Origin of the sequence: Parabacteroides sp. PH5-46, assembly GCF_029892785.1 — a bacterium.
Lineage (GTDB): Bacteria > Bacteroidota > Bacteroidia > Bacteroidales > Tannerellaceae > DFXE01.
The window spans coordinates 126655-151027 of sequence record NZ_JARXXA010000006.1; the positions used below are offsets into that span (position 1 = coordinate 126655).

Here is a 24373-nt window from a genome sequence, read left to right on the forward strand (position 1 = left end):
CATATAGTGAAGAGAAGTTTTTATTATATCGTTTTGCTTTTTATTTTAAGCTTACTTGGATCGTGTAGTACAAAGAAAAACACGAAAGTAACGCGTTTTTACCATTCCTTTAACTCCCGCTATAATATCTACTATAATGGCAAACTGTCTTTCGATGAATCACTGGATGCCATGCAAACAGGTTATACCGAATCGTATACTGATATGATCCTGATGTATCCTATCAGTGCGCAACCCAAAGACAAAGAAACTCCGGGAGGCTCTTTCGACCGGGCTATCGAGAAGGGCAACAAAGCCATCAAGCTACATTCCATAAAAGCCAAACCAGCTAAAAAACCGGGATGGCGAAACAACCCCAAACAACGCGCTTTCCAGGAGCAAGAGGAGTATAATCCCTTCCTGAAACATTGCTGGCTGTTGATCGGGCAGTCGCAGTTCTATAATGCCGACTTCCTGCAGGCTGCTGCTACATTCTCTTATATTGCCCGCCACTATTCGCAAGACGAAGAAGTAGTAGCCGAGGCACGTATCTGGCAGGCACGCTGTTACTCTGAAATGGAATGGTTTTATGAAGCCGAAGATATTTTAGGAAAACTGAACATAAACGGGATGCCAAAGAGCAAGCTGAACGATTATGCTACGGTATATGCCGATTACCTGGTAAAGAACAAAAAGTACGAAGAGGCAATCCCTTACTTTAAAACAGCTATTAAAGCGGAGAAAAACGGGAGGCAACGTACGCGTATGAAATATCTGCTGGGACAGATATATGCCGACCAGGAGTTAAACGATTTGGCGTATAAAACCTTTGGAGAAGTGATAAAGGCAAATCCCCCTTACGAATTGGAGTTTGCCGCTCGCATCCGGCAGACAGAAGTGTTCTCCGGAACCAATTTCCAGAAGGTTGTGAAGATGCTGGGGGGGATGGCTAAAAGTGAGAAAAACACCAACTATCTTGATCAGGTATATTACGCATTAGGGAATGTCTACCTCTCACGCGAAGATACGGTACAGGCCATCGCAAACTATGAGTTGGGAGCAGAAAAGAGTGTCCAGAACGGTATGGATAAAGCTATTTTGTGGATCAAACTGGGCGACATCTATTTTCAGCAACGCAATTATATGAAAGCTCAGCCTTGCTTCAGCGGAGCGATAGGTATCATACAAAAAGAGTATAAAGACTATGAGCGGGTAGCCAAACTATCGGCTGTATTGGACGAATTGGTTGTACATGTAGAGGCTGTTCACCTGCAGGATAGCTTGCAGGCATTGGCTAAAATGCCGGAATCCGAACGTCTGGCTGTCATAGACAAAATCATTGAGCAGGTTATCAAAGAAGAAGAAGAGGCTAAAGCTGATGCGGAAAGAGCTGAATACCTGGCAGAACAGGAGGCGATGGGAACAGGTATTGATCGTCCGGGAACGGAATCGAATGTCCTGACCATACCAACTGCCGGAGGAGGAACATTCTATTTCTATAACTCTCAAACAGTTTCCCAGGGAAAGACTCAGTTCCAGCGCAAATGGGGTAGGCGTACCTTGGAGGATGATTGGCGTCGACGCAATAAGCGAGTAACAACCTTCGACGAAAACCTGGCTGACACTCAGATGAATCAGACAGGTATGGAATCAGACAAAGAAGTACAGCTTGGAGCGGATGGTGAGCCACTCCCTGTCGATTCCTTAGCAACCGGACTACCGGAAGAAATGTCCGACGATCCCAAAACCCGGGAGTACTACTTGCAACAGATCCCCTTTACGGAAGAAGATATAGAAGCATCCAATGTTATCATTGTTGACGGTTTGTATAACATGGCGATGATCTATAAAGATAAGTTGGAAGACCTTCCGCTATCCATCGAAGCTTTTGAAGAATTGGAGCGCCGTTTCCCGGCTAATGCCCACTCATTGGAGAGCTACTACCAGATATTCCTGATGACACTCCGGACCGGTAATACAGCCTTGTCGTCACACTATAAATCAAAGATAAGAACCGAATATCCGGAAAGTGATTATGCCATCGCTTTAGCTGATCCTGATTACGAATACAATATCCGAATGATGGATGCCGTACAGGATTCAACCTATGAACGAACCTATGAACGCTACCTGGCAGAAGATATCCATACTGTCAGGGAAAACTACAAAGAGATGAGCGAAAAATATCCGCTGGCTACTTTGTTGCCTAAGTTCATGTTCCTGGACGCTCTTACCTATGTACAGGAAGGAGATGCCGAAGGTTTCAAGGAGGCTTTGAAAGCATTGGTTGAGAAATATCCGGACGCAGATGTTTCCGAGTTGGCCGGAGAAATGCTGAAGGGTGTTCTTCGTGGTCGCGAAATCGTGCAGGGAGGTGTCAGAGGTATGATCTGGAATATGCGTTTCGGAGAAGGTGAGCTTACGGCTGCAGACTCAGCTCGCACCTTCAGCACGGAGAAGAATCAAGCTCATCGCCTGATGCTGATGTATCCTTCCGAAGTGCTTGACAAGAATCAATTACTGTTTGCCGTAGCTGCTTATAACTTCTCTAATTTCCTGGTAAAGACGTTTGATCTGGCCCAGGAAGAGAGCGGCTCGCTAAGTACACTTTCAATCAGTGGCTTTGTAAACTTTGAAGAGATTCATCAATACTACAAGATGATCTATGGAAAAGACGGATACGCTTCATCATTAGGTGGTGAAGTAGCTGTTATTCCTATCTCAGATGAGAATTATGAGACGTTGATGAGGGGTAAAACACTCGAAGAATATATAGCCTTCCTGGAAGAAAACTTCAGCGAAGAAGCTCCGGAATTGGTAGGCCGCCTGAAAACCCGTATAGAGAAAGACGAAGAAGCAGCAGGCGAAGAAGAGAAAGCACCTGTTATTACTGTAGCACCGGAAACGGAGCAACAACTCGCACCTGATATACCGGTAATAATAGAACAGCCTTTGCTCATTATCGAAGATGCTGAGGTTATTATTTCACCTGTTGAGTTGGATACTGTACAAACCAATCCGCCTGTGCAGGAAGAAGACGAAGGCCTTACGCTGAAAGACATTCAGGAAATGCGTAAGCGGGAAGCCGAAGAAAAAGCTCGCCTGGAAGAAGAAGAGCGCCTGGTAAAAGAAGCCTATGAAAAAGAAGAACAGGAACGGGCGGCTCAATTGAAGAAAGAGCAGGAAGAAGCCAGGAAAAAACAACAGCAAGAAGAAGAAGCTCTGCTGAAGGCCAAAAGAGAACGGGAAAAACAACTGGTACTCGACCGGAAAGAAAAGCAAAAACAAACAGAAGCCGACCGCAAGGCCAGACTGAAAGCCCGCGAACAACTCCGCAAAGAAAAAGAGCGCGAGTACAAAGAGCGCCTCAAACAAAAAGAGAAAGAGCGTAAAGCCAAAGAGCGCGAATACAAACAGAAACTTCAGGAAAAAGAAAAAGCTCGTCGCGAAGCCCAAAAGGCAAAAGAATCATCCGCTCGTAAGCGCTGATTATCAAAGCATTTTAATACTCTAAAAAAGCACCCATGCGTTTACAAAAACGCATGGGTGCTTTTTGCAAAACGCATGAGTGCATTTTTTTGATTGCATGTGACAAATATTTTTCATTCTCAAAAGAAATACTTACCTTTGACGTTAGTAACGCAAGAAGTTATGATTATCACGTTTGGAGATAAAGAGACTGAAAAAATATGGAACGGTATTGCATCAAAAAAACTTCCATTTGAAATTCAAGAAATTGCAAGAAGGAAGTTGAGAATGCTGAATAACTCTGTGGATATAATTGATTTGCGGATTCCTCCCTCCAATCGGTTGGAAAAATTGAAAGGAAATTTGAAAGATTTTCATAGCATTAGAATAAATGACCAATGGAGGATTATCTTTAAATGGAATAATGCAAATGCGAATGAAGTAAGAATAATAGACTATCATTAAAATGAAAAAGTTAAGAAATATCACACCGGGCGAAATCTTGTTGGAGGAATTCTTAATACCTCTGGATATTTCGCAATACCGATTAGCAAAAGAATTGGGAATACCTCAAACAAGGGTTTCAGAAATTGTAAAAGGGAATAGACGGATTTCTGCTGATACAGCCGTTAGATTAGGCATTTTTTTTGGTAATTCAGCAAAGTTCTGGCTTGGATTACAAGATGATTATGATATTGAAAATGAATTACAGGAAAACTCGAAAGAGTTGAAAAAGATAGTCAAACACAAAATCCAAGACGCTTGCTGATTTATTTCTGAGGATGCAACGTTTGCGAGCCGGTTACGTATTTTAAAGTAGAAACTACTAATTACGTAACTTGTTTGTAACCATGAAACATGCATCGCTACTTATCGTATGCTTTTATCTTTTTTCTTTGCCTATCTCTGCTCAAAGCGAGAATTCCGACAGGTCTTTTGCTGCTGTGAGAGTCAGCACTCCTCCCATTATTGATGGTCTATTGCTTGATGATTGCTGGGAGAACACAGGGGAATGGTCAGGTACTTTTGTGCAGCAACAGCCGGATGAGGGTAATCCGGAAACGGAAGAAACCCATCTGAAGATACTCTATGACAATCATAATATATATGTGGCTTTTCGGGCGTATGACTCCCAACCGGAGAAGATAAACCGCTGGCTGGCTCCCCGTGACCAGATCAAAGGGGATGCCGTATGTATCATGTTCGACAGCTATGCAGACAAACGTACCGGTTTTGCTTTTGCTCTCACTGCTGGCGGTACAAGGGCGGATTTTTTATGTTCAAATACCAACAATGATGATTATACCTGGAATGCCGTATGGGAAGGAAAGGTGTCGTATGATAACAAAGGCTGGTATGCCGAATTTCGTATCCCTCTTTCGCAGCTTCGCTATTCTGGTGAAACAGAGCAGGAGTGGGGGTTCCATGCCCTCCGCAAGATAGACCGGAAACAGGAAACGGATCATTTACACCTTATCCCACGCAACAATAAAGGTTTTGTCTTTTCTTTCGAAACCCTGACAGGTATATCCAACCTTCCCAAGTCAAGAAGGGTAGAGCTCAGTCCCTATACATCGCTTAAATACCAGACGTCTGAAAAGGAAGCTGGGAATCCTTATGCTACAGGTAGTGAATGGGGGTATGGTGTTGGGCTGGATGGAAAGATTGGCCTGTCTAGTGACTTTACGTTGGATTTTACCATCAATCCGGACTTTGGACAGGTGGAGGCAGACCCTTCTACCATCAATCTGACGGCTTTTGAAACTTGGTACGAGGAGAAACGCCCCTTTTTCCTGGAAGGAAAGAATATCTTTGATATGATGGGAGAATCGATGTTTTATTCGCGCCGGATCGGTGCCCGTCCTCGCTGGAGTCCGGATGATGAGGAAGGACGTTACAGTTCCGTTCCGCAGCAGACTCATATTATCAGTGCCATAAAGGTATCGGGAAAGAACAGGAAAGGCTTGTCGGTGGGAGTATTAAACAGTATTACCTCCAAAGAATGTGCAAAAATCACCGAGAATGGAAGTGAATACAATATGACAGCCCAACCCTTGACTAGCTATTCGGTAGCGCGTGTGCAACAGGATATCAAAGGGGGGAATACGATACTGGGGGGTATGCTGACATCGACCAACCGCTCCATCAAACACGACCATCTTTCCTTCCTGCCGCGTAATGCCTATACCGGAGCGCTTGATTTTACGCAATATTTCAAAGAGCGGGAATATTACATCATGGGAAGTGTGCAGTACAGCCATGTAGAAGGCTCAAAAGACGCCATGATTGCCTTGCAGGAATCTCCGGTTCATTATTATCAGCGCGAGGATGCCTCGTATGTGTCGGTAGACAGCTCGCGCAGCCGTATGAGCGGTAGTGCCGGAAACATCGTGATAGGGCGGGGAGGCGGAAAGAAGATCGTCACCGAGCATCGGTTTGTGTGGGCTACTCCCGGATTCGAGCTGAATGATATGGGCTATCTGCAAAATGCGGATTATAAGTTGATAAGGGGGCATGTAGGCTATGTAGAGAATAAACCGCAAGGCATCTTCCGCAATTATGTTTTCGACACTTTTTATCGTGTGATATGGGATTATGGCAAGACCAATACGTTTGCTCGTGCCGGAGTAGAAGGGGATATGACTTTTACAAACAAATGGGGTATATATGCGTGCGCTTTTTATGACTTCAAAACGGTAGAGAACGGTATGCTTCGGGGTGGCCCGGCCGTGTTGCTCAATCCTCGTTGGGGTACTGATCTGAGCTTCTGGTCGGATCAATCCAAAAAGGTAGGAATAAGCGGTTATCACGGTACGGTGTTAGGAGATCAGCGATATGCTCACTTTGCCTGGGGAGAAATCAGCTATCGGCCAATACCCAACCTGGCTTTACGAGCCCGTGTTAATTATACCTATTGGGATAAAGGCCTAGAATATGCCGGGCAAGAAGAACTTGATTCGGGAAAGAAGGCTTACCTGATGAGCTCTTTAAGGCAAGATGTATTGGGTCTTACGATACGCATGGATTACAGTATTACGCCCGATTTATCCATCCAATTCTATGGTAGCCCCTTTATGTCGTCGGGTAAGTATACCGAGTTCAAACGAGCGACAAATACAAAAGACAAGAAGTACGCCAACCGCTTCGGCTTGCTGGATGATGTGATTAGTTATAACAAAGAGGATAACACCTATTCGGTAGTAGAAACCAATGGCGATAGCTACACCTTCGACAATCCCGATTTCAGCTTCCGCGAGTTTCGTTTCAATCTGGTAGCCCGCTGGGAATACCGTCCCAATTCTACTATTTATCTGGTTTGGGGACAAGACCGCTCCGGCTCGGCTTCGGAATACATTTCCTCCTTTTCCCAAAACACCAAAGACTTGTTCAACTACAGCCCCACCAATGTATTTATGGTGAAACTAAACTATTGGTTTACGCTCTGATCATTCCATCTTTTGGTAATAGCGAGGGGTATAATCCGGTAGCAGTTCGGGGTGGAATACCCAGATCAGGTCTTCCAGCAGGTAATCGGGATGGATGGGGAATTCTTCGTAATAGGGGACTTTCCCAGTGTTGCAGGTGTAGATGTTCCGGTTTTTCCAGGCGTCGAAATTCTCGTAGGGCGTGTATTCGTCGCGCAGGCTTTTGTAGGTCATCTCGTCTGTCTGGTTATATTTCATTAGCCAGATATCGGCATGCATGGCCTGGTCTAATACCGTTTCAAAAGCTAGCGGCGTACTGCCCGAACCGGGGATGTCTTTGAAGATGTAATCGGCACTAGCATCTTTGAAGAAATGGGCTATGTAGCTGTCGTTCCCGGATATATACCAAAACGAGCCATAGCGCTTTTCCGACAAAACGGTCGGATACTTGGTTGCAGTCTTGGCCAGGCTTTTCAGAGCAAGATAGCGTTCCTCTGTATCCCTGAAGATGGAGTCGGCCATCGCCTCTTTTTGGAATAACAAACCGTAAAAACGTCCCCATTCTGCCCTTCCCAGCGGGAGTGGCTCCATATAGTCGGCTGCCTCAATGATGGGAATACCTATCTTTTCGGCCTGTCCGTAATTACTGTTTTGGAAGGGGGAAGCGATAATATACTCTACATCGATGTCAATCATCTTCTCTACATTGGGGGATGTAGCCATTCCCAGATCAACGATTCGTCCGCTTTGTAGTCCTTCCTGAATAGTTGGCGAATCCATATACTGAGGTTCACAAACTCCGATGATCTTATCAGCCTCTCCCAGTTGGTCGATAATCGAAGCATGAACCGAGGTATATACTGCTATCTTGCGAAGAGGTACTCGTACAACTGTTCCTTTGGGTAAATTGCCAGGCAGCGCTTGGCCTCTCTCCACCAGCAAATACCGTTGCAGGACCTGAGTCGTATTCCAGGGATCGATCACTTCTACAGAGATAAAATCGTCAAACCGCTCTACTGTAAATCCTGTAGCATAGCGGATGGTATCCGAGTCATTCGCCTGAACGGAAGTAGCTTGTTTTGCCGGTTGCGAACAAGCCGCAACCAGCAAAATGAAGCATATTGATACAAAGTGTTTCATTGTTATTCAGTAACAAAAGTTACCCATTTGGCATAATATCCACCTGTATCCATTGCTTCTCCTTCCAGTTTTCCATCCGAACTGAACATATACAGAGAGCTTGTCGCGCCATAAGGCGATTCGACCATCAGTATTTGCCCGTTGGCAGGATTAACGAAAGAGGAAAGAGAATTATTCGTAGATATTGCGTTGCTGTCTTGAATGAAGTTTTCGCTGATTACTTCTTCAGTTTGCGTATTATACTTTTTATAGGTGATCCCGGCTGCTCCCCATTGGGCGTACATGGTGTATAATTCATCGTTTACCAATGCCATATACGAGGCGTTACCCATTACAGTTACTTCTTCTGTTGTTGCATCAATGCGCTGTAAGGTGTTTTTAACATCGCCATAGTTACCCATAGAGATAACATAGATGTCCCCTTGGCTGTCAGCTTTGAGTTGGGTAGGATTAATGAGTACTTCAATCTCTTTGCTTACGGCAAGTGCTTGCAGATCAATCACCGATACGGTTTTTGCATATCCTGTTCCATAATCAAGACCTCCTGAGTTCGCTACATATAGTTTTCCGTTGGAAACAGCTAGTTGCTCGGGATAACGGCCTACCGGGATAACCTTTTCTACTGCTAAGGAAGCGGTGTCCAATACAGCTACCGAGTGACCATAGTAATAGCTTACGTAGATTTTCCCGTTATCAGCCACCATACCGCGAGGATTCATCGGCTCGCTACCTTCCGGTGTGATGCTCTTTATTTCTTTCGCGTTCATGTCCAACACAGCGATACGGTTTGAGGCTGTAATTGTAATATACATTTTCGAGCCGTAGATAAGTAGTTGCTCGGCAGAATCACCCAGGCCTTTGCCGTTAGCTGTTTTATAGACTTCTGTCGTCAGCTTACTGGTTGTATAGTCGTAGTAGCTTAAAGAGGCATTGTTTGAACCTTCATTTCCGCAGTTCAGAATATAGAAGCCCCCTTTTGTGAATTCGTCTTTAACGGCTACTGTAGACAGGTTGTCGGATTCGCCATTTACAGTCAGGGTTACTACGTGCAGATAGGCTTTGTAGGTTGTTCCTTCAGGGATGTCGAAAGAGGTAGCGTCTGCTGCTGCTTCGCCAATCTTTTCTCCTTTTGAGGTGTTGCTGTTGCTGGCATAGATCACATAGCCGGTTATCTCGGTAATGGGGTTTGCCGGAGCTGTCCATGACAGTGTACCTCCTATTTGTTGGTATTTTGTATCGGTATCTGTAAATGTTGCTCCTGTTACTACCGGGTCGCCATAATTGTCTACGATAGCCAGATTGGCGATGTTGGTTGATTCGCCGGTAGCATTCCGGGCAATTACCAGGATATATTTCTGATGTTCTGTTCCGTCCGGGATGTTGTAAGAGGTTGTTCCGGCTGCAACTTCTCCCAGTTTCTTCACCTTATCTGTTTCGGAACTGCCCAGGTAGATCACATAATCGTCAATATTTGTTTCCGGGCTCGGGAGTGTCCACGACAGCGTACCGCCAATCGTACCTTCTTCGGTATCGGTATCGGTAAACGAGAGGTTGCTTACAGCCCTGGCGGGAGTTAACAGATCATTGTCTTTATCATCGTCACCACATGATGTAAAGGTAAACGACATTGCGATTAATGCGCAAGTACTAAGCAGATAAAAAAACTTTTTCATGTTCATTTGTCCTAGTGAATTATTGGTTTAAAATATATATTTGATACTTCCTCTGAACGAACGTCCCGGCATTGGATAATAGCGGATTACGTCGTATGTTACATCTCCCAAGTTTACAATCTCCGCTTGCAAACGCAGAGAAGATTGTCCGAATGTAAACGTCCGGTTGAAAGATAGTTGTTGCTCTATATAGCCCTCTATCAGATTGGCTTCTATGTTCTGTGGGAGCGAGTAACGATCGCCTACAGCCGTCAGTAGCCAACTGACATTCACCCACGGATTCTCCCATGATACCGAAGCTGTTCCGCTATGTTCGGGGGTGTAGGGGATTTGGTGTTTGTACGTTTTCGCCTCTTTGTCTGTCTTATCAATCGCCTCTTGCCAGGTGTACGAACCGTCTATGCGGAGGAACATTCCTTCCGGCAGGGTAAAACGGGCGGATACGTTTATGTCCAATCCCTTGATATCCACCTTTCCCATATTCATCATTTTCCAGATAAACATGGTAGGGAGGGCTACGATCTTATCATCTACCCGGTTGTAATAACCGTCTACTGTCAGGCTTACGTAATCCAGCCTTAGCTTGTCGGATGCGCCATTCCAGGTAAGCCCCAGGTTGTATTGGGTGGCCTTTTCGGGGTCTAAGTCTTTGTTTCCGATCCTATCATAATACAGATCGTTGAAGGTCGGAACCCGAAAAATATCTTTATACGAAGCCCGAATACGCAGGTTCTGATCAGCTAACAGCTTGTACGAAAGGCTAACAGCCGGAGAGAGACGCTTGCGGTTATCGGCAGCTTCGCCATTTTCTACTTCTTCGGTGATGAAGGTTCCAAGCAGACTGGCTGTAGCTGTCAGCCGTTCGTTTTTAAACTGAGCTGCCAAAGCCGTCAGAGAGGTCAGCCGCTCCGGGAACAGGCACTTGGGAGTTGTAGCATCCAGTGTATTGACAAACACATCCTCTGCCAAAGAGAAGGAGAGGTGGCGAATAGGGGTATATAACAAAGCTGCCGAAGCATAATACTCCCGCTGTGTATACACGTCGGTTTGCTGTCCGTCTATGTATTTGCTGTGGAAATCCTGATAATGCGTCCAGGAGTAGTCGAACTTGCCTTGTGCCTTCAGCGAGAGCTTGCTGCTCAGGCGGTTTTCGTACACTCCCTGCACAAAGCCGTTCCGGTTGCGAAGCCGTTCTTTGTGATAGTCGTTGTATAAGACTACCGATCCGGGAAGCCCTCGCCGGGAGTCAAACCAATAGCCTTTCAGGCGTAGTGTGCCGTTGGTTTCCCAGTCGGCAAACAGGTTCAGTTCTGTCCGGAGCGACTTAATATCGCTGTTCTTCCGCTTCTCTTCTGTCACGATTTCCCCATTGGTAAACGTATAAGGATACTGTCCGTCAGCCCTTAGCCAGTCGGCTTGAAGAGAAGCGGCGTATTGCTTGGCCAACTTCTGTTCGTAGCGCAGGGAGGGGTTGAACATACCGAAGGAGCCGGCCTTTACCTGTCCTTCGAGTCTGTAACTTTTTTTATCGAATTGTGGCGTTTGAGTTGTGATATTCAGGGCTCCGGCTGAGGCATACATCCGGGCGGTCTGAAAAATATAATCTGCCTGTCCGATGGAAAGAGAAACGGTCTCTACATTATCTAACGTAAAACGGCTGATATCCACCTGCCCGCTTTGGGCGTCGGTGATGCTTACCCCATCATAACTAACGGCTGTATGCTGAGCGCCCAGGCTGCGTACAGACACGGTTTTCAGTCCGCCAATGCCTCCGTAATCCTTTACCGTAACGCCCGAAAAGCGGCGAACAGCCTCGGAGAGGTCTTGCAAGCCCAACCGCTCCATACCCGAACGATCCAGTAATTGAATCGGCGCGCCCTCCCGCATAACAGAAGGACGTGCCTTTTCAACCACTTCCACGTTGGAAAGTGAACGATACGTAATACTATCTGTCTGTTGCGCAGCTGAAAAGACAGCAGGAAAAAGACAGACCAAGAGCCAAAGCCCTTTCTTATAAAACAACAAATCTGGCATACAATTTCGGTTTACCAAATACCTTTACCCGAGGTATTGCATAAAAAAGAACCATGGCAGGTTTTCTGGCTTGTCCTCCTCTTTGTCGGCCGCCTTCCCGTTCCACAAAGGGAACAGTGGCAATGAAGAATGCCGGAGTTTCAGGACTTACAGCTACGGGTACAGCTCCGGTCTTTCACCGGATTCCCTTTTACTAACCCATCTGCGAGATCAAACAGGTTACACCATAATTCGACCGCAAATATACACAAAATTACAATTCCGCAACAAATCCCCGATATTTTTTACCCTTTCAGTTGTTGGAATGAAAGTCTTGCGTACAAAGTCCGAAAGACAACCGGAACGGTTGTTAACCTTGGTAGCCCGATGCGCTAGCGTCGGGTTATCGTAGGACGCCATCCCCCTCATAGCGTGCCGAAGGTACGCAATATCATTGTCAAGATAGCGTACCTTCGGCACGCAAATGTTATATTCTATCCCATTATCCCGATGCTAACGCAACGGGCTACCAAGATGAACAACCGTTCCGGTTGACCACACGATATATTCAATCATCCTTTCAGGTGGACGATGAAGATTACGGGGTTGTCGGAATTGCTGCGGGTGGGGAAAGCCATTCTGGCTTCTTCGCCTGATTTGCAATAGTAGTAGGTATTGCTGAAGGTGTCGAGGGGCTGTAGGTTGCAGACCGGGCCGGTGTGGTAGAAGTTGTCTTTGAAGCCTTCGGAGAGTTGCCAGGACTTTCCGCTATCACTGTCGTAGCAGAAGGTGTAGGTCTGGTCGGGATCGTGCGGATTGTGATAAGAGGAGAACCAATAGCGCCTGCCGAAACGCAGGGGGTAGACGTTTATCGCCTCGGCGTATGAGAGGGGTACAGGGTATATCCCGTTGTTGCGAATGGCCAGGGTATCCTTCAGTAATTTCTCTGTTTGCAGGATGGGCGAATAGGCATAAACGGCTCCGGTGTCTTCCGTTACACCCAGCTCCAGGTGTAGGTACGAAGCATAGGGCGCTTTGCTAGACAGCTCGGCAGAGGCCAACTTGTAAGAAGAGATTTCCCGGAACGTAGTATCATATTGTACTACCTTTTTTTCAACGCAGATTTCCCGGGTGGCAAGGTCGGGCTGGGTATGTTCTTCTACTGTCCAGATGGAGTGATTGTACATGGCTATGGAGCGTATGTGCTGGTTATGTACGTCTACGCCCATCTTCTTCTGCTCCAGTAGTTCACCGCCAAAGGAGTAGTAAAAGAGGTCGTTCACATTCCCTAGTACGATAAGCTGACGGCTTACAGGATCAATAACATAGGTGGCTGCGCGGATCTTCTGAGGATCAGTAATCCGCCCCAGAAACTCCCCCGTATACCTGAAACGATACAGCACATCCCCGCTGATCAAAAAGATATTATCCCCTTCCCGGCGGATATCCCGTATCTTTTCCATCTTCCCATAGCCGGTAGGCATCAGAGGAATAGCCGTTACCTGCTCGGCTATATCAGACAACGACCCCTTGAGAGCGCTCTGAAGCTGCCCCTCATCTGTCAGCAGTTCATATCCCAACTTACCGTATATAGCAAGCATAGAGACAAATAGGAAAAGGAATGTGCGTTTCATAACTATAAAATAAACGCGAATGTATACATTTTATTGCAGCACACAGCACAGAACAAACAACATAAAAAGTTTCACTCTTTTTTTAAGTATGAAACTAAAAGTTTCACCCAGGAAGATACTCAAGGATCACTGCGAAGATCTTTAAGGATCACCGCAAGGATACCTAAAGATCACCGTGGTGAAACTTTTAGTTTCACTAAATAAAATAAAGTGAAACAAAAGGAAAAAACTAGTTGTATTCGAGGTTGATCCGGAAGGTGTATTTCTGTCCCATCTCGAAGGTGAAATCAGCGCTGGCGTCGTTGGGGTGGTGGATGGGTGTTTCTTTTGTTAGACCTTTTGCTACCACTTTTTCCTCTGCGGAATTCTCTAATACATCGTAGGTTATAGCTACTTTAAAATCAGTACCGGTTTGTGGTAGTACCATCAGAGGACCGACTGCGGGGTTGGATACTGCTGTGAAAGAGGAACCGAAAGGTATATCAACAGAGCTATTTAGGGCAATAGCGTAGTTTGTCCTTGTTCGTTGGGCTTCCCACATCCAATCTTCAGTAGTACTGCCTATGAGGATTCCTTGCCGGCAGAGGTTTAGTAATGTCACTTCACGAATGCGGAAGATATATCCCGGCGAATTGCTGTTTCGTGCCTCAACGTTAACCGACGAAAGTACATGCTGAAACTCCAGACGGATAGGAACTGTAGTTTGTTGGGGGGCTTTGGCAACCATAAAGTCGTGTTGTGTCATAAGGTCGGTCGTTACATCATAGTCGATGCGAACCCTATCGTATGCACCACCAATCTGAAAGTCATTTACTGAGGCATTGGCTGGACTGTAAGCAAAAAAGTTGACTGTGCCATAGGAGGGCATATAGAGGATAGGGGAGTATACCCAGGCGCCACCGGCATTCTTTTCGACAGATTGTCTATCCATAAAGTCAGCTACATAATTGCCCGGAGCTTTTGCCCAGACGGCCGATACCCGAAACGTAGCAATATTGCTAGCTGTAGTCTCCTGTGCGCGTGTTTGCATGGCATCACAAGAGAAGCTAATCGCCTGTCCGGAAGGGATATTGTCCTCCATATCGTTGGTGCAGCCAGTCCACAAGGTTGCTGATACAACGATGGCTAATAATATATGGATTCTCTTTTTCATTTTGTTTATCAGGGTTTTGTTCTACCCTTTCTTTGTATCCGGACGGGGACATTCAACCCCGTCCGGCTTTTGTATGCTAAAAATTAATTCTTCGGATATTTTGTAGAAGTTGAAGAAAGAACAGTTCCGCTCACAGTCTCAATTTCTTCGATTGTAAATGTGGAATCGCCACTACCGCTGTAGTAGGTATTAAAGAAGCCATATCCAGTTAAATTAGCCACAGGAAAGTCATCCCAAACAATCAGTTTAGTGATACCGATTGTGCCATTAGCGGCCTGACTTGATATTAATTGGGTTGTTGTAGGTATACCGGATATGTCTAGTGTACCTATTTCCTTGAACTTATCGGGAGCCTTTATTTTTAGTGTTTTAAGACTAGAATGCTTGAGGTCAATTTTTACAACATTAGTTGTCAGATCAAGACAGAGATTGGTCATGCCTGTGAAATATTCGAGTCCTGTAAGATCTGCATCAGCATCTGAAGCAATTGTTATTATTTTCTCGTCATTGCCGGCAACAGCTTCAATCTGATTTAGTGTCACACCTTGCGTGGAGTATCCACTAGGATTAGCCAGTTTGGCAAGACTCTTACTGATAAGGCCTGAGCCATAATAGTCAACCTGGGGGACGTATATTGTTGGGTTGTCGTCCCATTTGCTTACAGCTACATCGAACTTGATATCATCGCCTACTTCAGAACCAAATGTGAAACAGAAGTTATATTGACGTCCGATCTCGAAAGTAAACGGAACATTATTTCCTTTATCTGTCGAGCGGGCTAAATCGGTTACCATAAAATAGACATCTTCGTAGTTATTTTTATCTCCGGCATAATAGGTGCCGCTAGGGTTATTAAGATAGGCTTTGTAGCTGAGCTTTATCAGGAACCCACTTTTATCAGTGGGGCTACCCAAGGTAGTTTTCTGTGGCAACACCATCAAAGCATTGCTTTCGCCGTGAAGTGATTTGAAATCAGACAACAGGTTTATAGGGGAGTCACCCATATCGAGAACCATCTTATCTTTACTTGCATCAGGAGTCCAAAGTACAAGAGGGTCAGCTGATACAGCAGGATAGGGAGCGAATGTCGCATTAGTCGGGATATCTTTGAAGTCGATAGACCCTGTCATGGCTAAATCCAACATTTCAACTCCACCTATAATGTAGGTCAGGTTGGGTTTAGTTGTTTTCGCAAAGAACTTTACACGCGAAAGAACATGGGCAAAAGTCAGTTCTACTTTGCCATCCGTTTTCGGGTCGGTTTTGGCCAATAGAAAGTCTTCCTGCGCAGTATTCTTTATTTGAGCCTGGGTTACCGGATTGGGTACGGTGTATGTGAGCTTATCGCCTTGGAAGCCGTGAAGGCCTTTCGATACGTTTTTAGAAGACGCAGGACTATAGGCGAAGAACGATACACCTCCACCAATAATATCAGCCGAAGGCCAGTAACGCATCGGCGAATATGTCCAATCACCAATAACTGACTCGCGGCGTGTAATGTCATAGGCATTAAACATATACTCATCGGCAGAAGCTTTCTTTACTGCTTCAGCAACAGCTGCCGAAGTAGTGGAAGCACCAGCATCTTTCGCTTTCTGAATCTCATTTTCCTTGTCCCACCAGCCGGTTACAGTGAAACCGAGGATATTTTCGCCAGTGGCTATCGTGGCACGTGTGTCGGTACCTTTATCTATAAATGAGCGAAAGCTGATCTCTTTACCGCTACTTTCTTTTTGGGTGTTATTGAGCTCTTCGTCATTTGAGCAGGAGCCCAGGGTTAAGGCGACTGCCATAGCCGCCAGTAAATATATTTTTTTCATATTGAATTGTTTTTTTATCATATTTTTTATTTATGTCAGACGGGGAATATTAAGCCCCGCCCAATGTGCTGACAACGCGATTAGGGGTATTAGGGTAATGTTACATTCTTACCAAGAGAACTACTACCTGACATTATTTCACCAACCTTTATTGTTGAAAACCCATAACCAGAACTCTGAGTAAATGTCATACTATTCTTCCATTGGGTTAGGGTTAATCCGTTTGGTACAATCAATGTGCCGATTTTCATACTACCATTGCGGTAAGTAGTACCATCCTTATAAGTACCAGCATGAATCTGTGTCAAACTACCTCCCGATATATCTACTGTTTCTATTGTAGCATCGTTTTGTTCACCGAAGGTTAATTTTTTGAGATTTGGGAGAACTTTGGTATCAAGCATTGTAAGTTTTGAAGTACTGGACATCATATTGAGCCTGAGTTCGGTTGTTTTTGTTAAATATTCAAGCCCCTTTAAATCAGCATCTGTAGTAGCGTCCATGGTTAAGGAAGTGCAATTATCAAGCTGAACTTGAGTCACACCGTACTCTCGGTAGTCACTGTTTATTGCCTTAGCAATACTTTCGCTAATCAAGCCTTCAAACCAATAGTTTTTCAGCGGCAGATTGATATCAATTTCATCGTCCCATTTGCCTACTTCTACGTTAAATGCAATTTCACCACCTGCTTCAGCGCCGAAAGAAAGGCTGAAGTTATACTGACGTCCGATTTCGAACGTAAAGGGTTCTTTAGATGATGTTATAGAACGCAAGTCATCGTGCACTGGAAAGTAAACTGTCTTATACGTATCATCGTCGGTTCCCATAGAGCCGGCATAATAAGTTCCCGGATCATCCACTTCAATGAATGCTTTGTAGAGCACCTTAATCATAAAGTCTGTAGAGGTTTTAGACGGATTTGTTGCGTATGAAGTTTTCTGTGGCATCACCATCAAAGCGTTGGTTGTACCCAGGATTGATTTGTAATCATTCTCCACATATACGGGAGAATTTCCCAGGTCGATACCTAGATCTCCTTTTGTATTGGAACTCCAAAGTGTTACAATCGGTTCGCTAGCTGTTTGAGCGTAAGAAAACGTTCCGTTTTCCGGAATATCTTTCAAGTCGATAGTTCCTTTTTTGTTGATATTCATTAATTCCACACTCTTGATCAGGTACGTAATCCCCGGATTGGTTTTTTTCGCAGAGAATGTTGCGCGTGAAAGAACGTGGGCGAAATTTAGCTGAACAGTGCCACCATTCATCGGAGCAGTTCTGGCCAACAGGAAGTCTTCCTGTGATACTTCTCTACCCGGCTCAGGCATGGTGTATTCAAGCGCTTGGCCTGCATATTCGTAAAGCCCTTTGTTCTGTGTTACATATATTGACGAAGCAGGGCTGTAGGCGAAGAAATGCACCAGCCCTTTTTTCGGCCAATAAAGGCTTGGAGAGTACTCCCAGTTGCCTATACCAGCTTCGCGGCGGGTGATATCAAACGCATTAAATAAGTATCCCGCATTCGTCTCCGGGCTCGTGATAACAGCAGAGCCATCATCTGTTTTATCCCACCAACCGGTAACGGTGAAGCCAAGAATATTGGATTCAGTAGTGACCGTTGCACGTGTATCACTTCCTTTGTCAATAAAGGAACGGAAAGCGATTTCGCCACCATTCTCTTCTGATTTACCGACCTCCTTATCTTCCGAACAGGAACTCAGCATTAAGGCGGCTGTTGCTGCCATAAATAAGAATTTTCTCATGTTTAAAATAATTAAAAGTTGTTTACTCATTTTTTTACTTATTACTTATTATTTGTTATTTTAGTTCAACTATAACCTCATCGCCCCAGTCGCCTACACCTATTTCGAAACCATTTCCCGAGCCACTGCCCGGATTGTTGGGGTCTGTTGGGTCTACTTCGGGGAGGCCGCCGCCGTTGTCGCCGTCGTTGCCATTGCCGTCGGGATTGTTGTCTATCAGGATGTCGTAGCCGTCGCGTGCCAGCTTGGCGGGGCGGTCGGTCATCGATTCTTCTACCTGGTCTGATACATTCCAGTATGAATTGTAATATTTACTGGCGGTAGAGTATAGTTCCATCGTGAAGCGGTTCTGATAGGGGGCCAGGGGGGCGAAGGTGTAAAATTCGCCTTCTATAAAGCCGTATCCCTTTTCGATGTCGTGACCTGTGCGGACATTGCCGAACAGGAGGGTAGAACGTACGTCGGTGGAGCTGTTGGTGCTAAAGTTGAAGGCTGCTGCCATTCCCGATATCGCTCCCCGGCTGTCGCGTATGTTGTCTACCCCCTTCACGTTATTGATCCGGTAGGTAAACTGGCGCAGGATGTTTTGGGGATAGAAGTCGAGCGTTATTTCATCTTCACCGTTGGCAAAAATTACGTCGAATGTATTCTCCCATGCATGTGCATAGAATGCCGTTCCCGAAGGTGCGCTCACGGTTGTTTCTTCTGCCACCGGCGTAGCGTAGGTGTCGTAAGTGGCGCGTGAGGCACCGGAGAAATAGGCCTCGAAGGCTTCCATTTCCAATTCGTTGCGGAAGTAAATATCCGATGCATTATAGTCGTAGCAGAAGGGTCGGTGGCATGTTCCTTCGTTGAGGTAGATGTATTTTACACCTTCCGACGGAACGTTGTCGCGTCCGTAGTCTGTTACTCCGGAGGTTTGGGAGAACAGGTTGATGCGCATGCTGCATGCCTGCGTATCCGGATCGTCCCAATGGATTACTACTTTGATGGCTTTGTCGCCTCCGCAGTTGTCTTCACCCAGCTCTTTGTGTTCGCAGGATACGGCAGCTAATATAAAAAACAGTAATAAAAGTAACTTGCTTTTCATCGTAACGCCTCCTTCCTTTTGCTCTTGTTTACTCCACTGCCAATTTGCCACACCAGCGATATGCCTACTTTGGTAGGACCGAAATAGGTTCGGTCATGCGTGCTTAGCAACGGGAAAACTCCTTCTTCGCAATCACTCACATCGTATTTCTTATATTCTCCTCCGAAGTATCCGACACCCAGGCCGAATTCAAGATTGAATCTTCGCCCGATGGGTATGGCATATCCGATGGTTAGTCCGCCTGAGTAGCTCCAGAGGCTTTGCTGCCCCTTGTCGCTGTTCTTGTCGGCAAATAGTCGCAGGTCGTAGTCGCCTCCATATCCGTAAAGACCCACATACCAGCCGTTCAACGGATTTCCGGTACGGTTTCCGAACCATCGGCGCACCTCAATCCCGGCCATCTGTATCCGGTGATAGTTGTATTTGCTGGCTCCTGTGTCCCACCACGACCAGTTTCCTTCGGCGGCAACAGACCATTTATAGTCGCGTCCGAAGGGTATTTCTATCGAAAGGTTGGGTAGCAGCGCCAGGTCGTACAGTAGGTTGTTCTTGACAGCGATATAGAAAGGCTTTCTTTCCTCCAGTGGTTGAGACGGTTCAACATCTTTTTCTCTCTCCCTTGTTACATACACCTTTCTTTCCAGGTAAACGGTGTCTACGCGTGCCGGCTTTTCGCGGTCTCTGAAGTAGATCGTACCTGAAACGCCTCCCCTCAGGTGGGGCAGTATATGTTCCTGCAGGTATTTGTAAGGCTGGCCACCTCCGAGGAGCGCCATCCGCCTTTTTTGTTCTTCCCTGGGGAGTTTACTACGCAGAATGCGAAGTAGCTCCTTTCGGTAGGGCACATTCATGTCATTTTCGATCATGGACTCCAGCCCTTCCCAGTTCTCTCCCTGTGGAATGGTGACGATCTGGTCGTCGTGCACTCCCGGGTAATTAGTCAGTATATAATGCTTGAGAGCCAAAGCCCTCCATTCTGCTAATCGGTAATTGTTTTGGGAAGATCCTTCGGGAGACGCACTACCTGTAATAACAATATAGGCAATATTCTCCACGGAATTACTGCTGAATATGCGGTCGAGCATCCTGAGTGCGCGCGCATTATCCATATATTCGTATTCGATATCACTCCGGTTTACCCGGTAATGAATACGAACAGTCTTCATCAAGGTAGTATCTATTGACCTATTTTTCACATTTACAACGAGATCGACAAATGGAGAACTATCTTCGGCCAGCGTTTCCGGCATAGCGTAGAGAGAAGGCGCTGTTAAGATACAACACAAGAATAGAATAAGTAATTTAGTATATTTGTAATTCATGTACAATTTTCGGCGATTCTTTTGGATTAGTGTCGAAAAATGCAAAGATATGGTACTTTTTGCATATATGAAAATTTATTTTTCTAATAATTACATTTTTCGATAAAGTAAGGGTGTCTTAATTTCATTTTACGAGTCTATTTTTAAAAGAAATTCCTTTTGTTTGCTATATTTCCTCAATATGTAAAGAAATTTCTAATGTATACAATTACAGTGGTTTATCTTTTCTTTTGAGGTATTGTTAAAATCCAATGACGTATTATTGTCTTCCTATTTCTAAACACTTGTCTTTCTTAAAGATAAAAACATTTTTTAATTATTATACAGCGTTTTTAAATGTTTTCGCATCTTATTTAATGGGGTAAATCCCCTAAAGTTGGCTAATGTAATGTGTTTGAATGGAAATTAGATACAATTTAAGAGAGAGTTGATATGAAGAAACAGTTAATCTTTATCCCTATGTTATTGTGGATGTTTACATTGGCAACCTACGCACAGGGAGTATCGGAAAACGGACATGAAAAGAGTGACGTTTTTCTACGTAAAACAGGAAAGTTGATCAGCTTCACCCAAGGTGGAGTACTTCTCGGTAACTCGGACAACACCAACAGTGCTCCGTTTATTCTCAATACGTCGCTAAATTATGCATTTACCCGAAATATCTCTGCCGGAGTAGGAGTAGGAGTGGAGTTTTTTCGCGAAACCCATTTGCCTGTTACAGGAAATATACTCTATCAGTTTGGAGATAAGAGGCTTGTTCCATTCGTGATGCTTCAGGCCGGATATCAGATAGCATTGGAAAGTAAGCTGACCGACGACAGGCGCTACTATATTCCCTATGACAGTTATTTATCTTATTATTATCCGCAATATGAGTTGGATGCTAAAGGAGGATTTATGGCAAATCCTTCTGTTGGTATTATTTACTATACGAAGCAAGGTGTCGGTTTGAGTCTGGCGTTAGGCTACCGGTATCAGAAATTAAATTATACAGGAGAGGATGATTATAAGATGCATATTGAATACAATCGTCTTTCCCTGCAATTTGGTATCATCTTTTAAATTTTATCACGTATGAAAACTATATATACATCCATACTAGCCTTGATGGCTATTGCTTTTATCTCTTCATGTACAGATAAATACACAGAAGAGCTGAACCTGAATGCACCTGTTTATATGAGTTATAGCGAACTGCGTTCGTCGGTAAACAAAACCTCTCCGAGGGATATGGTAAATCCCGGAAAGATTTATTTTAAAAGGAATTACCTGATGGTCGTTGAGATTTTTGAAGGTATCCACTTCATCGATATTTCCAATCCGGCAAGTCCGCAAAACAAAGCATTCCTGGAAATTCCGGGCTGTATTGATATTGCAGTAAAAGACAATTCATTATACGTTGATAGCTATGTAGACCTGGTAGTTGTAGATGTTTCCGACATGAACGATATCAAGGTAAGCGGCCGGGTAGAAGATGTGCTGCCCTACACTCTCCCAAGGGCAGAGCAGGATCGACTCCCTTATGGAAAAATAGACAGAAAAGAAGGAATCGTAATCGACTGGAAAGTAGTACGGGAGAAACGGGAGCTGGAAACAGAACGCTATCCATATTACGACGACATGGTATCATCACCAAGTGACAATTGGTCTTCAGGTGAGAGTTCTTCCGGTATCGGAGGAGGCTCGATAGGGAAGAGTGGCTCCATGGCTCGCTTCGGCATCTATGATAAGTACTTATATACAGCTACCGACTATATGTTATATCTGTTTAATATCAACAATCCGGCCAAACCGGTAAAGGATGGAAGTATGCACCTTAACAGTAACATCGAAACAATGTTCATCTATGACGGACATATGTTCTTTGGCATGCCTAGCGGTATGATGGTCTACAACCTGAAAGTACCTTCGGTTCCCGAATTTGTAGGGATATACCGCCACATTACAAGTTGTGACCCGGTAGTGATACAAGACAGCATAGCCTATGTAACTTTGCGGAGCGGAACAACCTGCGAAGGAACAGTCAATCGCCTGGATGTGGTAGAAATGTCAGAAAATTACTCGAAGTACAACCTGCTCAACTCCTACACCATGACAAACCCTCACGGCCTGGGAATCGACAAAAATATATTGTTCATCTGTGACGGAGACGCCGGATTAAAGGTATATGACGCCCAAGATCTGGACAAGATAGCAGACAATCAACTGGCACATTTCCCCGACATTCAGACATACGACGTCATTCCGGTAAACGGCTACTTGTTCATGATCGGCAAGGGAGGTTTCTATCTATACGACTATTCAGACATCAAAAACATCAAACAAATCGGACATATTCCGGTAGTTACAAATTAAGAGCCAGCAGTTCTTCTATTTGTGTACGATCATTACTTAGGCGGGGAATCTTGTGTTGTCCGCCTAATTTTCCTTTTTGCTTGAGCCAGTTGTAGAAGGTTCCTTCTTTTGAAACGGTTATCTTCAGTGGTTGGAGGGAGATATCTTTGTAGCGCTTGGCTTCGTAGTCGGAGTTGAGCTCTTGCAAATGTTTGTCTAGCAAAGCGGCAAAGTCGTCGATGGAAGGAGGCATTTTCTCAAACTCGATAAACCATTGATGCAGGCCTTTTGCCTTATCCAGCAAGAATAAGGGAGCAGCGGTATATTCCTTTACCTTGGTGCCGGTTTCACGACTGGTCATGCTGATAGCCTTGTCAGCATTGTCTACCATTAGTTCTTCGCCAAAGGCATTGATATAATGTTTGGTTCTACCGGAGATAATAAACTTATGCGGAAAGAGAGACGTAAAACGCACCGTATCACCGATAACATACCGCCAGAGGCCGCCACAAGTAGTAATCACCATGGCATAATTCTTCCCAGTCTCTACCTGTTCAAGCGGCAGGATCGTAGGGTTCGCACTATCCAACTCATTTAAGGGCACAAACTCGTAGAACACACCATAATCAGGCATCATCAACAGACTGGAATTTCCCGGATCATCTTGAATCCCAAAGAAGCCTTCCGATGCATTATAGGTTTCGATATAATGCATATTATCCGATGGAATAAGCGTTTTATACTGGTCGCGATAAGGCTCAAAGCTGATACCTCCGTGAAAGAACACTTCCAGATTAGGCCATACGTCGGTAAGATACTGTTTACCTGTCTTCTCCAACACCGATTTAATCAATACCAGCATCCAGGAAGGAACGCCCGACAGACTGTTTACGTCTACATTCCAGGTACTATCAACAATGGCTTTGATTTTGCTTTCCCATTCATCCATCAGGATGATACGCTTTTTAGGTACGCGAAAATGGTTTACAATAATCGGGATATTCTGTATTAACACAGCGGAAAGGTCACCGCAATGTGCACTTTGATTCAATGAAGAAGGACTATGACTACCGCCCAGTATCAACCCTTTGCGAGAGAAGAAGCGGCTTTTAGGATTACTGCGCAGATAAAGAGCCACACAATCAAATCCACCTTTGTATTGGCTATGCTTAATTTCGGGGGTGACGGGGATAAACTTACTCTTGTCATTCGTGGTGCCGCTACTCTTGGCATACCATTTAACGATTGAAGGCCAGAGTACGTTCTTTTCTCCGTTGATCATCCGGAATACATACGGTTTGATATCCTCGTATCCCTGTAGAGGCAGGCGGCTTGAAAAGTCTTCATACGTCCGGATACTCTTGAAGTCGTACTTCTTTCCCCACTCCGTATTTCGGGCTTTCTGCAAGAGTGACTGAAGCTGATTCCGCTGGATATCATCGGTATTATGCGCAAATCTCTCGATTTCTCGTTGACGGGGAACGAATATCTGTGATGTTACTCTTGTTAAAATATCCATGCTCTCTTAAATGAATCGGATGCAAATGTAGCTATTCTCTCTG

General features: G+C 44.9%; 16 protein-coding genes and 1 riboswitch. Of the genes, 6 read left to right on the forward strand and 10 right to left on the reverse strand.

The window, feature by feature from the left end; all coding sequences use genetic code 11:
* Positions 1-6 precede the first annotated feature (6 nt).
* From M2470_RS08140 to M2470_RS08155, 4 genes are all read left to right on the forward strand, one after another.
* Positions 7-3468 carry a tetratricopeptide repeat protein gene (locus M2470_RS08140; protein WP_280744593.1) on the forward strand — a complete coding sequence of 1154 codons (3462 nt, stop codon included), beginning with the start codon at positions 7-9 and terminating at the stop codon, positions 3466-3468.
* Between the two features lie 162 nt (positions 3469-3630).
* Entirely contained in the window at positions 3631-3912 is a 282-nt protein-coding gene (locus M2470_RS08145) for a type II toxin-antitoxin system RelE/ParE family toxin (RefSeq protein ID WP_280744592.1), read from the forward strand.
* Position 3913: 1 nt separating this feature from the next.
* Positions 3914-4216 carry a HigA family addiction module antitoxin gene (locus tag M2470_RS08150; RefSeq protein ID WP_280744591.1) on the forward strand — a complete coding sequence of 101 codons (303 nt, stop codon included), beginning with the start codon at positions 3914-3916 and terminating at the stop codon, positions 4214-4216.
* 82 nt (positions 4217-4298) lie between these two features.
* On the forward strand, positions 4299-6893 hold the full coding sequence (locus M2470_RS08155) for a DUF5916 domain-containing protein (RefSeq protein ID WP_280744590.1): 2595 nt from the start codon (positions 4299-4301) through the stop codon (positions 6891-6893).
* On the opposite strand, the gene M2470_RS08160 is transcribed toward M2470_RS08155, so the two are convergent.
* From M2470_RS08160 to M2470_RS08200, 9 genes are all read right to left on the reverse strand, one after another.
* The gene (locus M2470_RS08160; RefSeq protein WP_280744589.1) at positions 6894-8012 is read right to left on the reverse strand and encodes an ABC transporter substrate-binding protein; all 1119 of its coding nucleotides are present in this window, start codon (positions 8010-8012) and stop codon (positions 6894-6896) included.
* Between the two features lie 2 nt (positions 8013-8014).
* Positions 8015-9685, reverse strand: coding sequence for a DUF5074 domain-containing protein (locus M2470_RS08165; RefSeq protein WP_280744588.1), 1671 nt, complete (start codon positions 9683-9685; stop codon positions 8015-8017).
* A gap of 27 nt (positions 9686-9712) precedes the next feature.
* Positions 9713-11719: a TonB-dependent receptor gene (locus M2470_RS08170; RefSeq protein ID WP_280744587.1), complete on the reverse strand. Its 2007-nt coding sequence runs from the start codon at positions 11717-11719 to the stop codon at positions 9713-9715.
* A 37-nt stretch (positions 11720-11756) separates the two neighbouring features.
* A riboswitch (cobalamin riboswitch) is annotated at positions 11757-11963 on the reverse strand.
* A 307-nt stretch (positions 11964-12270) separates the two neighbouring features.
* On the reverse strand, positions 12271-13332 hold the full coding sequence (locus M2470_RS08175) for a 6-bladed beta-propeller (RefSeq protein ID WP_280744586.1): 1062 nt from the start codon (positions 13330-13332) through the stop codon (positions 12271-12273).
* A gap of 229 nt (positions 13333-13561) precedes the next feature.
* Positions 13562-14485 (reverse strand): fimbrillin family protein, encoded by a 924-nt coding sequence (locus tag M2470_RS08180; RefSeq protein WP_280744585.1) that lies wholly within the window; start codon positions 14483-14485, stop codon positions 13562-13564.
* Between the two features lie 83 nt (positions 14486-14568).
* Positions 14569-16305 carry a fimbrillin family protein gene (locus M2470_RS08185; protein WP_280744584.1) on the reverse strand — a complete coding sequence of 579 codons (1737 nt, stop codon included), beginning with the start codon at positions 16303-16305 and terminating at the stop codon, positions 14569-14571.
* Between the two features lie 89 nt (positions 16306-16394).
* Positions 16395-18065, reverse strand: a complete 1671-nt coding sequence (locus M2470_RS08190) for a fimbrillin family protein (RefSeq protein ID WP_280744583.1) — start codon at positions 18063-18065, stop codon at positions 16395-16397.
* Between the two features lie 55 nt (positions 18066-18120).
* Positions 18121-19155, reverse strand: coding sequence for a DUF5119 domain-containing protein (locus M2470_RS08195; protein WP_280744582.1), 1035 nt, complete (start codon positions 19153-19155; stop codon positions 18121-18123).
* The gene (locus M2470_RS08200; protein ID WP_280744581.1) at positions 19152-20477 is read right to left on the reverse strand and encodes a DUF3575 domain-containing protein; all 1326 of its coding nucleotides are present in this window, start codon (positions 20475-20477) and stop codon (positions 19152-19154) included. The genes M2470_RS08195 and M2470_RS08200 overlap by 4 nt, the downstream gene beginning before the upstream one ends.
* A 432-nt stretch (positions 20478-20909) precedes the next feature.
* Here M2470_RS08200 and M2470_RS08205 point away from each other — a divergent pair, with 432 nt between their 5' ends.
* Positions 20910-21539: a hypothetical protein gene (locus tag M2470_RS08205; protein WP_280744580.1), complete on the forward strand. Its 630-nt coding sequence runs from the start codon at positions 20910-20912 to the stop codon at positions 21537-21539.
* A gap of 12 nt (positions 21540-21551) precedes the next feature.
* Positions 21552-22832 (forward strand): hypothetical protein, encoded by a 1281-nt coding sequence (locus M2470_RS08210; protein ID WP_280744579.1) that lies wholly within the window; start codon positions 21552-21554, stop codon positions 22830-22832.
* On the opposite strand, the gene M2470_RS08215 is transcribed toward M2470_RS08210, so the two are convergent.
* Positions 22822-24330 carry a GH3 auxin-responsive promoter family protein gene (locus tag M2470_RS08215; RefSeq protein WP_280744578.1) on the reverse strand — a complete coding sequence of 503 codons (1509 nt, stop codon included), beginning with the start codon at positions 24328-24330 and terminating at the stop codon, positions 22822-22824. The genes M2470_RS08210 and M2470_RS08215 overlap by 11 nt on opposite strands.
* Positions 24331-24373: the final 43 nt, after the last annotated feature.

What these genes read in the sequence shown, in the direction of transcription:
- M2470_RS08145 (WP_280744592.1), top strand. Translation starts at nt 3,631, where the DNA reads ATGATTATCACGTTTGGAGATAAAGAGACTGAAAAAATATGGAACGGT.
- M2470_RS08150 (WP_280744591.1), top strand. Translation starts at nt 3,914, where the DNA reads ATGAAAAAGTTAAGAAATATCACACCGGGCGAAATCTTGTTGGAGGAA.
- M2470_RS08155 (WP_280744590.1), top strand. Translation starts at nt 4,299, where the DNA reads ATGAAACATGCATCGCTACTTATCGTATGCTTTTATCTTTTTTCTTTG.
- M2470_RS08160 (WP_280744589.1), bottom strand. Translation starts at nt 8,012, where the DNA reads ATGAAACACTTTGTATCAATATGCTTCATTTTGCTGGTTGCGGCTTGT.
- M2470_RS08165 (WP_280744588.1), bottom strand. Translation starts at nt 9,685, where the DNA reads ATGAAAAAGTTTTTTTATCTGCTTAGTACTTGCGCATTAATCGCAATG.
- M2470_RS08170 (WP_280744587.1), bottom strand. Translation starts at nt 11,719, where the DNA reads ATGCCAGATTTGTTGTTTTATAAGAAAGGGCTTTGGCTCTTGGTCTGT.
- M2470_RS08175 (WP_280744586.1), bottom strand. Translation starts at nt 13,332, where the DNA reads ATGAAACGCACATTCCTTTTCCTATTTGTCTCTATGCTTGCTATATAC.
- M2470_RS08180 (WP_280744585.1), bottom strand. Translation starts at nt 14,485, where the DNA reads ATGAAAAAGAGAATCCATATATTATTAGCCATCGTTGTATCAGCAACC.
- M2470_RS08185 (WP_280744584.1), bottom strand. Translation starts at nt 16,305, where the DNA reads ATGAAAAAAATATATTTACTGGCGGCTATGGCAGTCGCCTTAACCCTG.
- M2470_RS08190 (WP_280744583.1), bottom strand. Translation starts at nt 18,065, where the DNA reads ATGAGAAAATTCTTATTTATGGCAGCAACAGCCGCCTTAATGCTGAGT.
- M2470_RS08195 (WP_280744582.1), bottom strand. Translation starts at nt 19,155, where the DNA reads ATGAAAAGCAAGTTACTTTTATTACTGTTTTTTATATTAGCTGCCGTA.
- M2470_RS08200 (WP_280744581.1), bottom strand. Translation starts at nt 20,477, where the DNA reads ATGAATTACAAATATACTAAATTACTTATTCTATTCTTGTGTTGTATC.
- M2470_RS08205 (WP_280744580.1), top strand. Translation starts at nt 20,910, where the DNA reads ATGAAGAAACAGTTAATCTTTATCCCTATGTTATTGTGGATGTTTACA.
- M2470_RS08210 (WP_280744579.1), top strand. Translation starts at nt 21,552, where the DNA reads ATGAAAACTATATATACATCCATACTAGCCTTGATGGCTATTGCTTTT.
- M2470_RS08215 (WP_280744578.1), bottom strand. Translation starts at nt 24,330, where the DNA reads ATGGATATTTTAACAAGAGTAACATCACAGATATTCGTTCCCCGTCAA.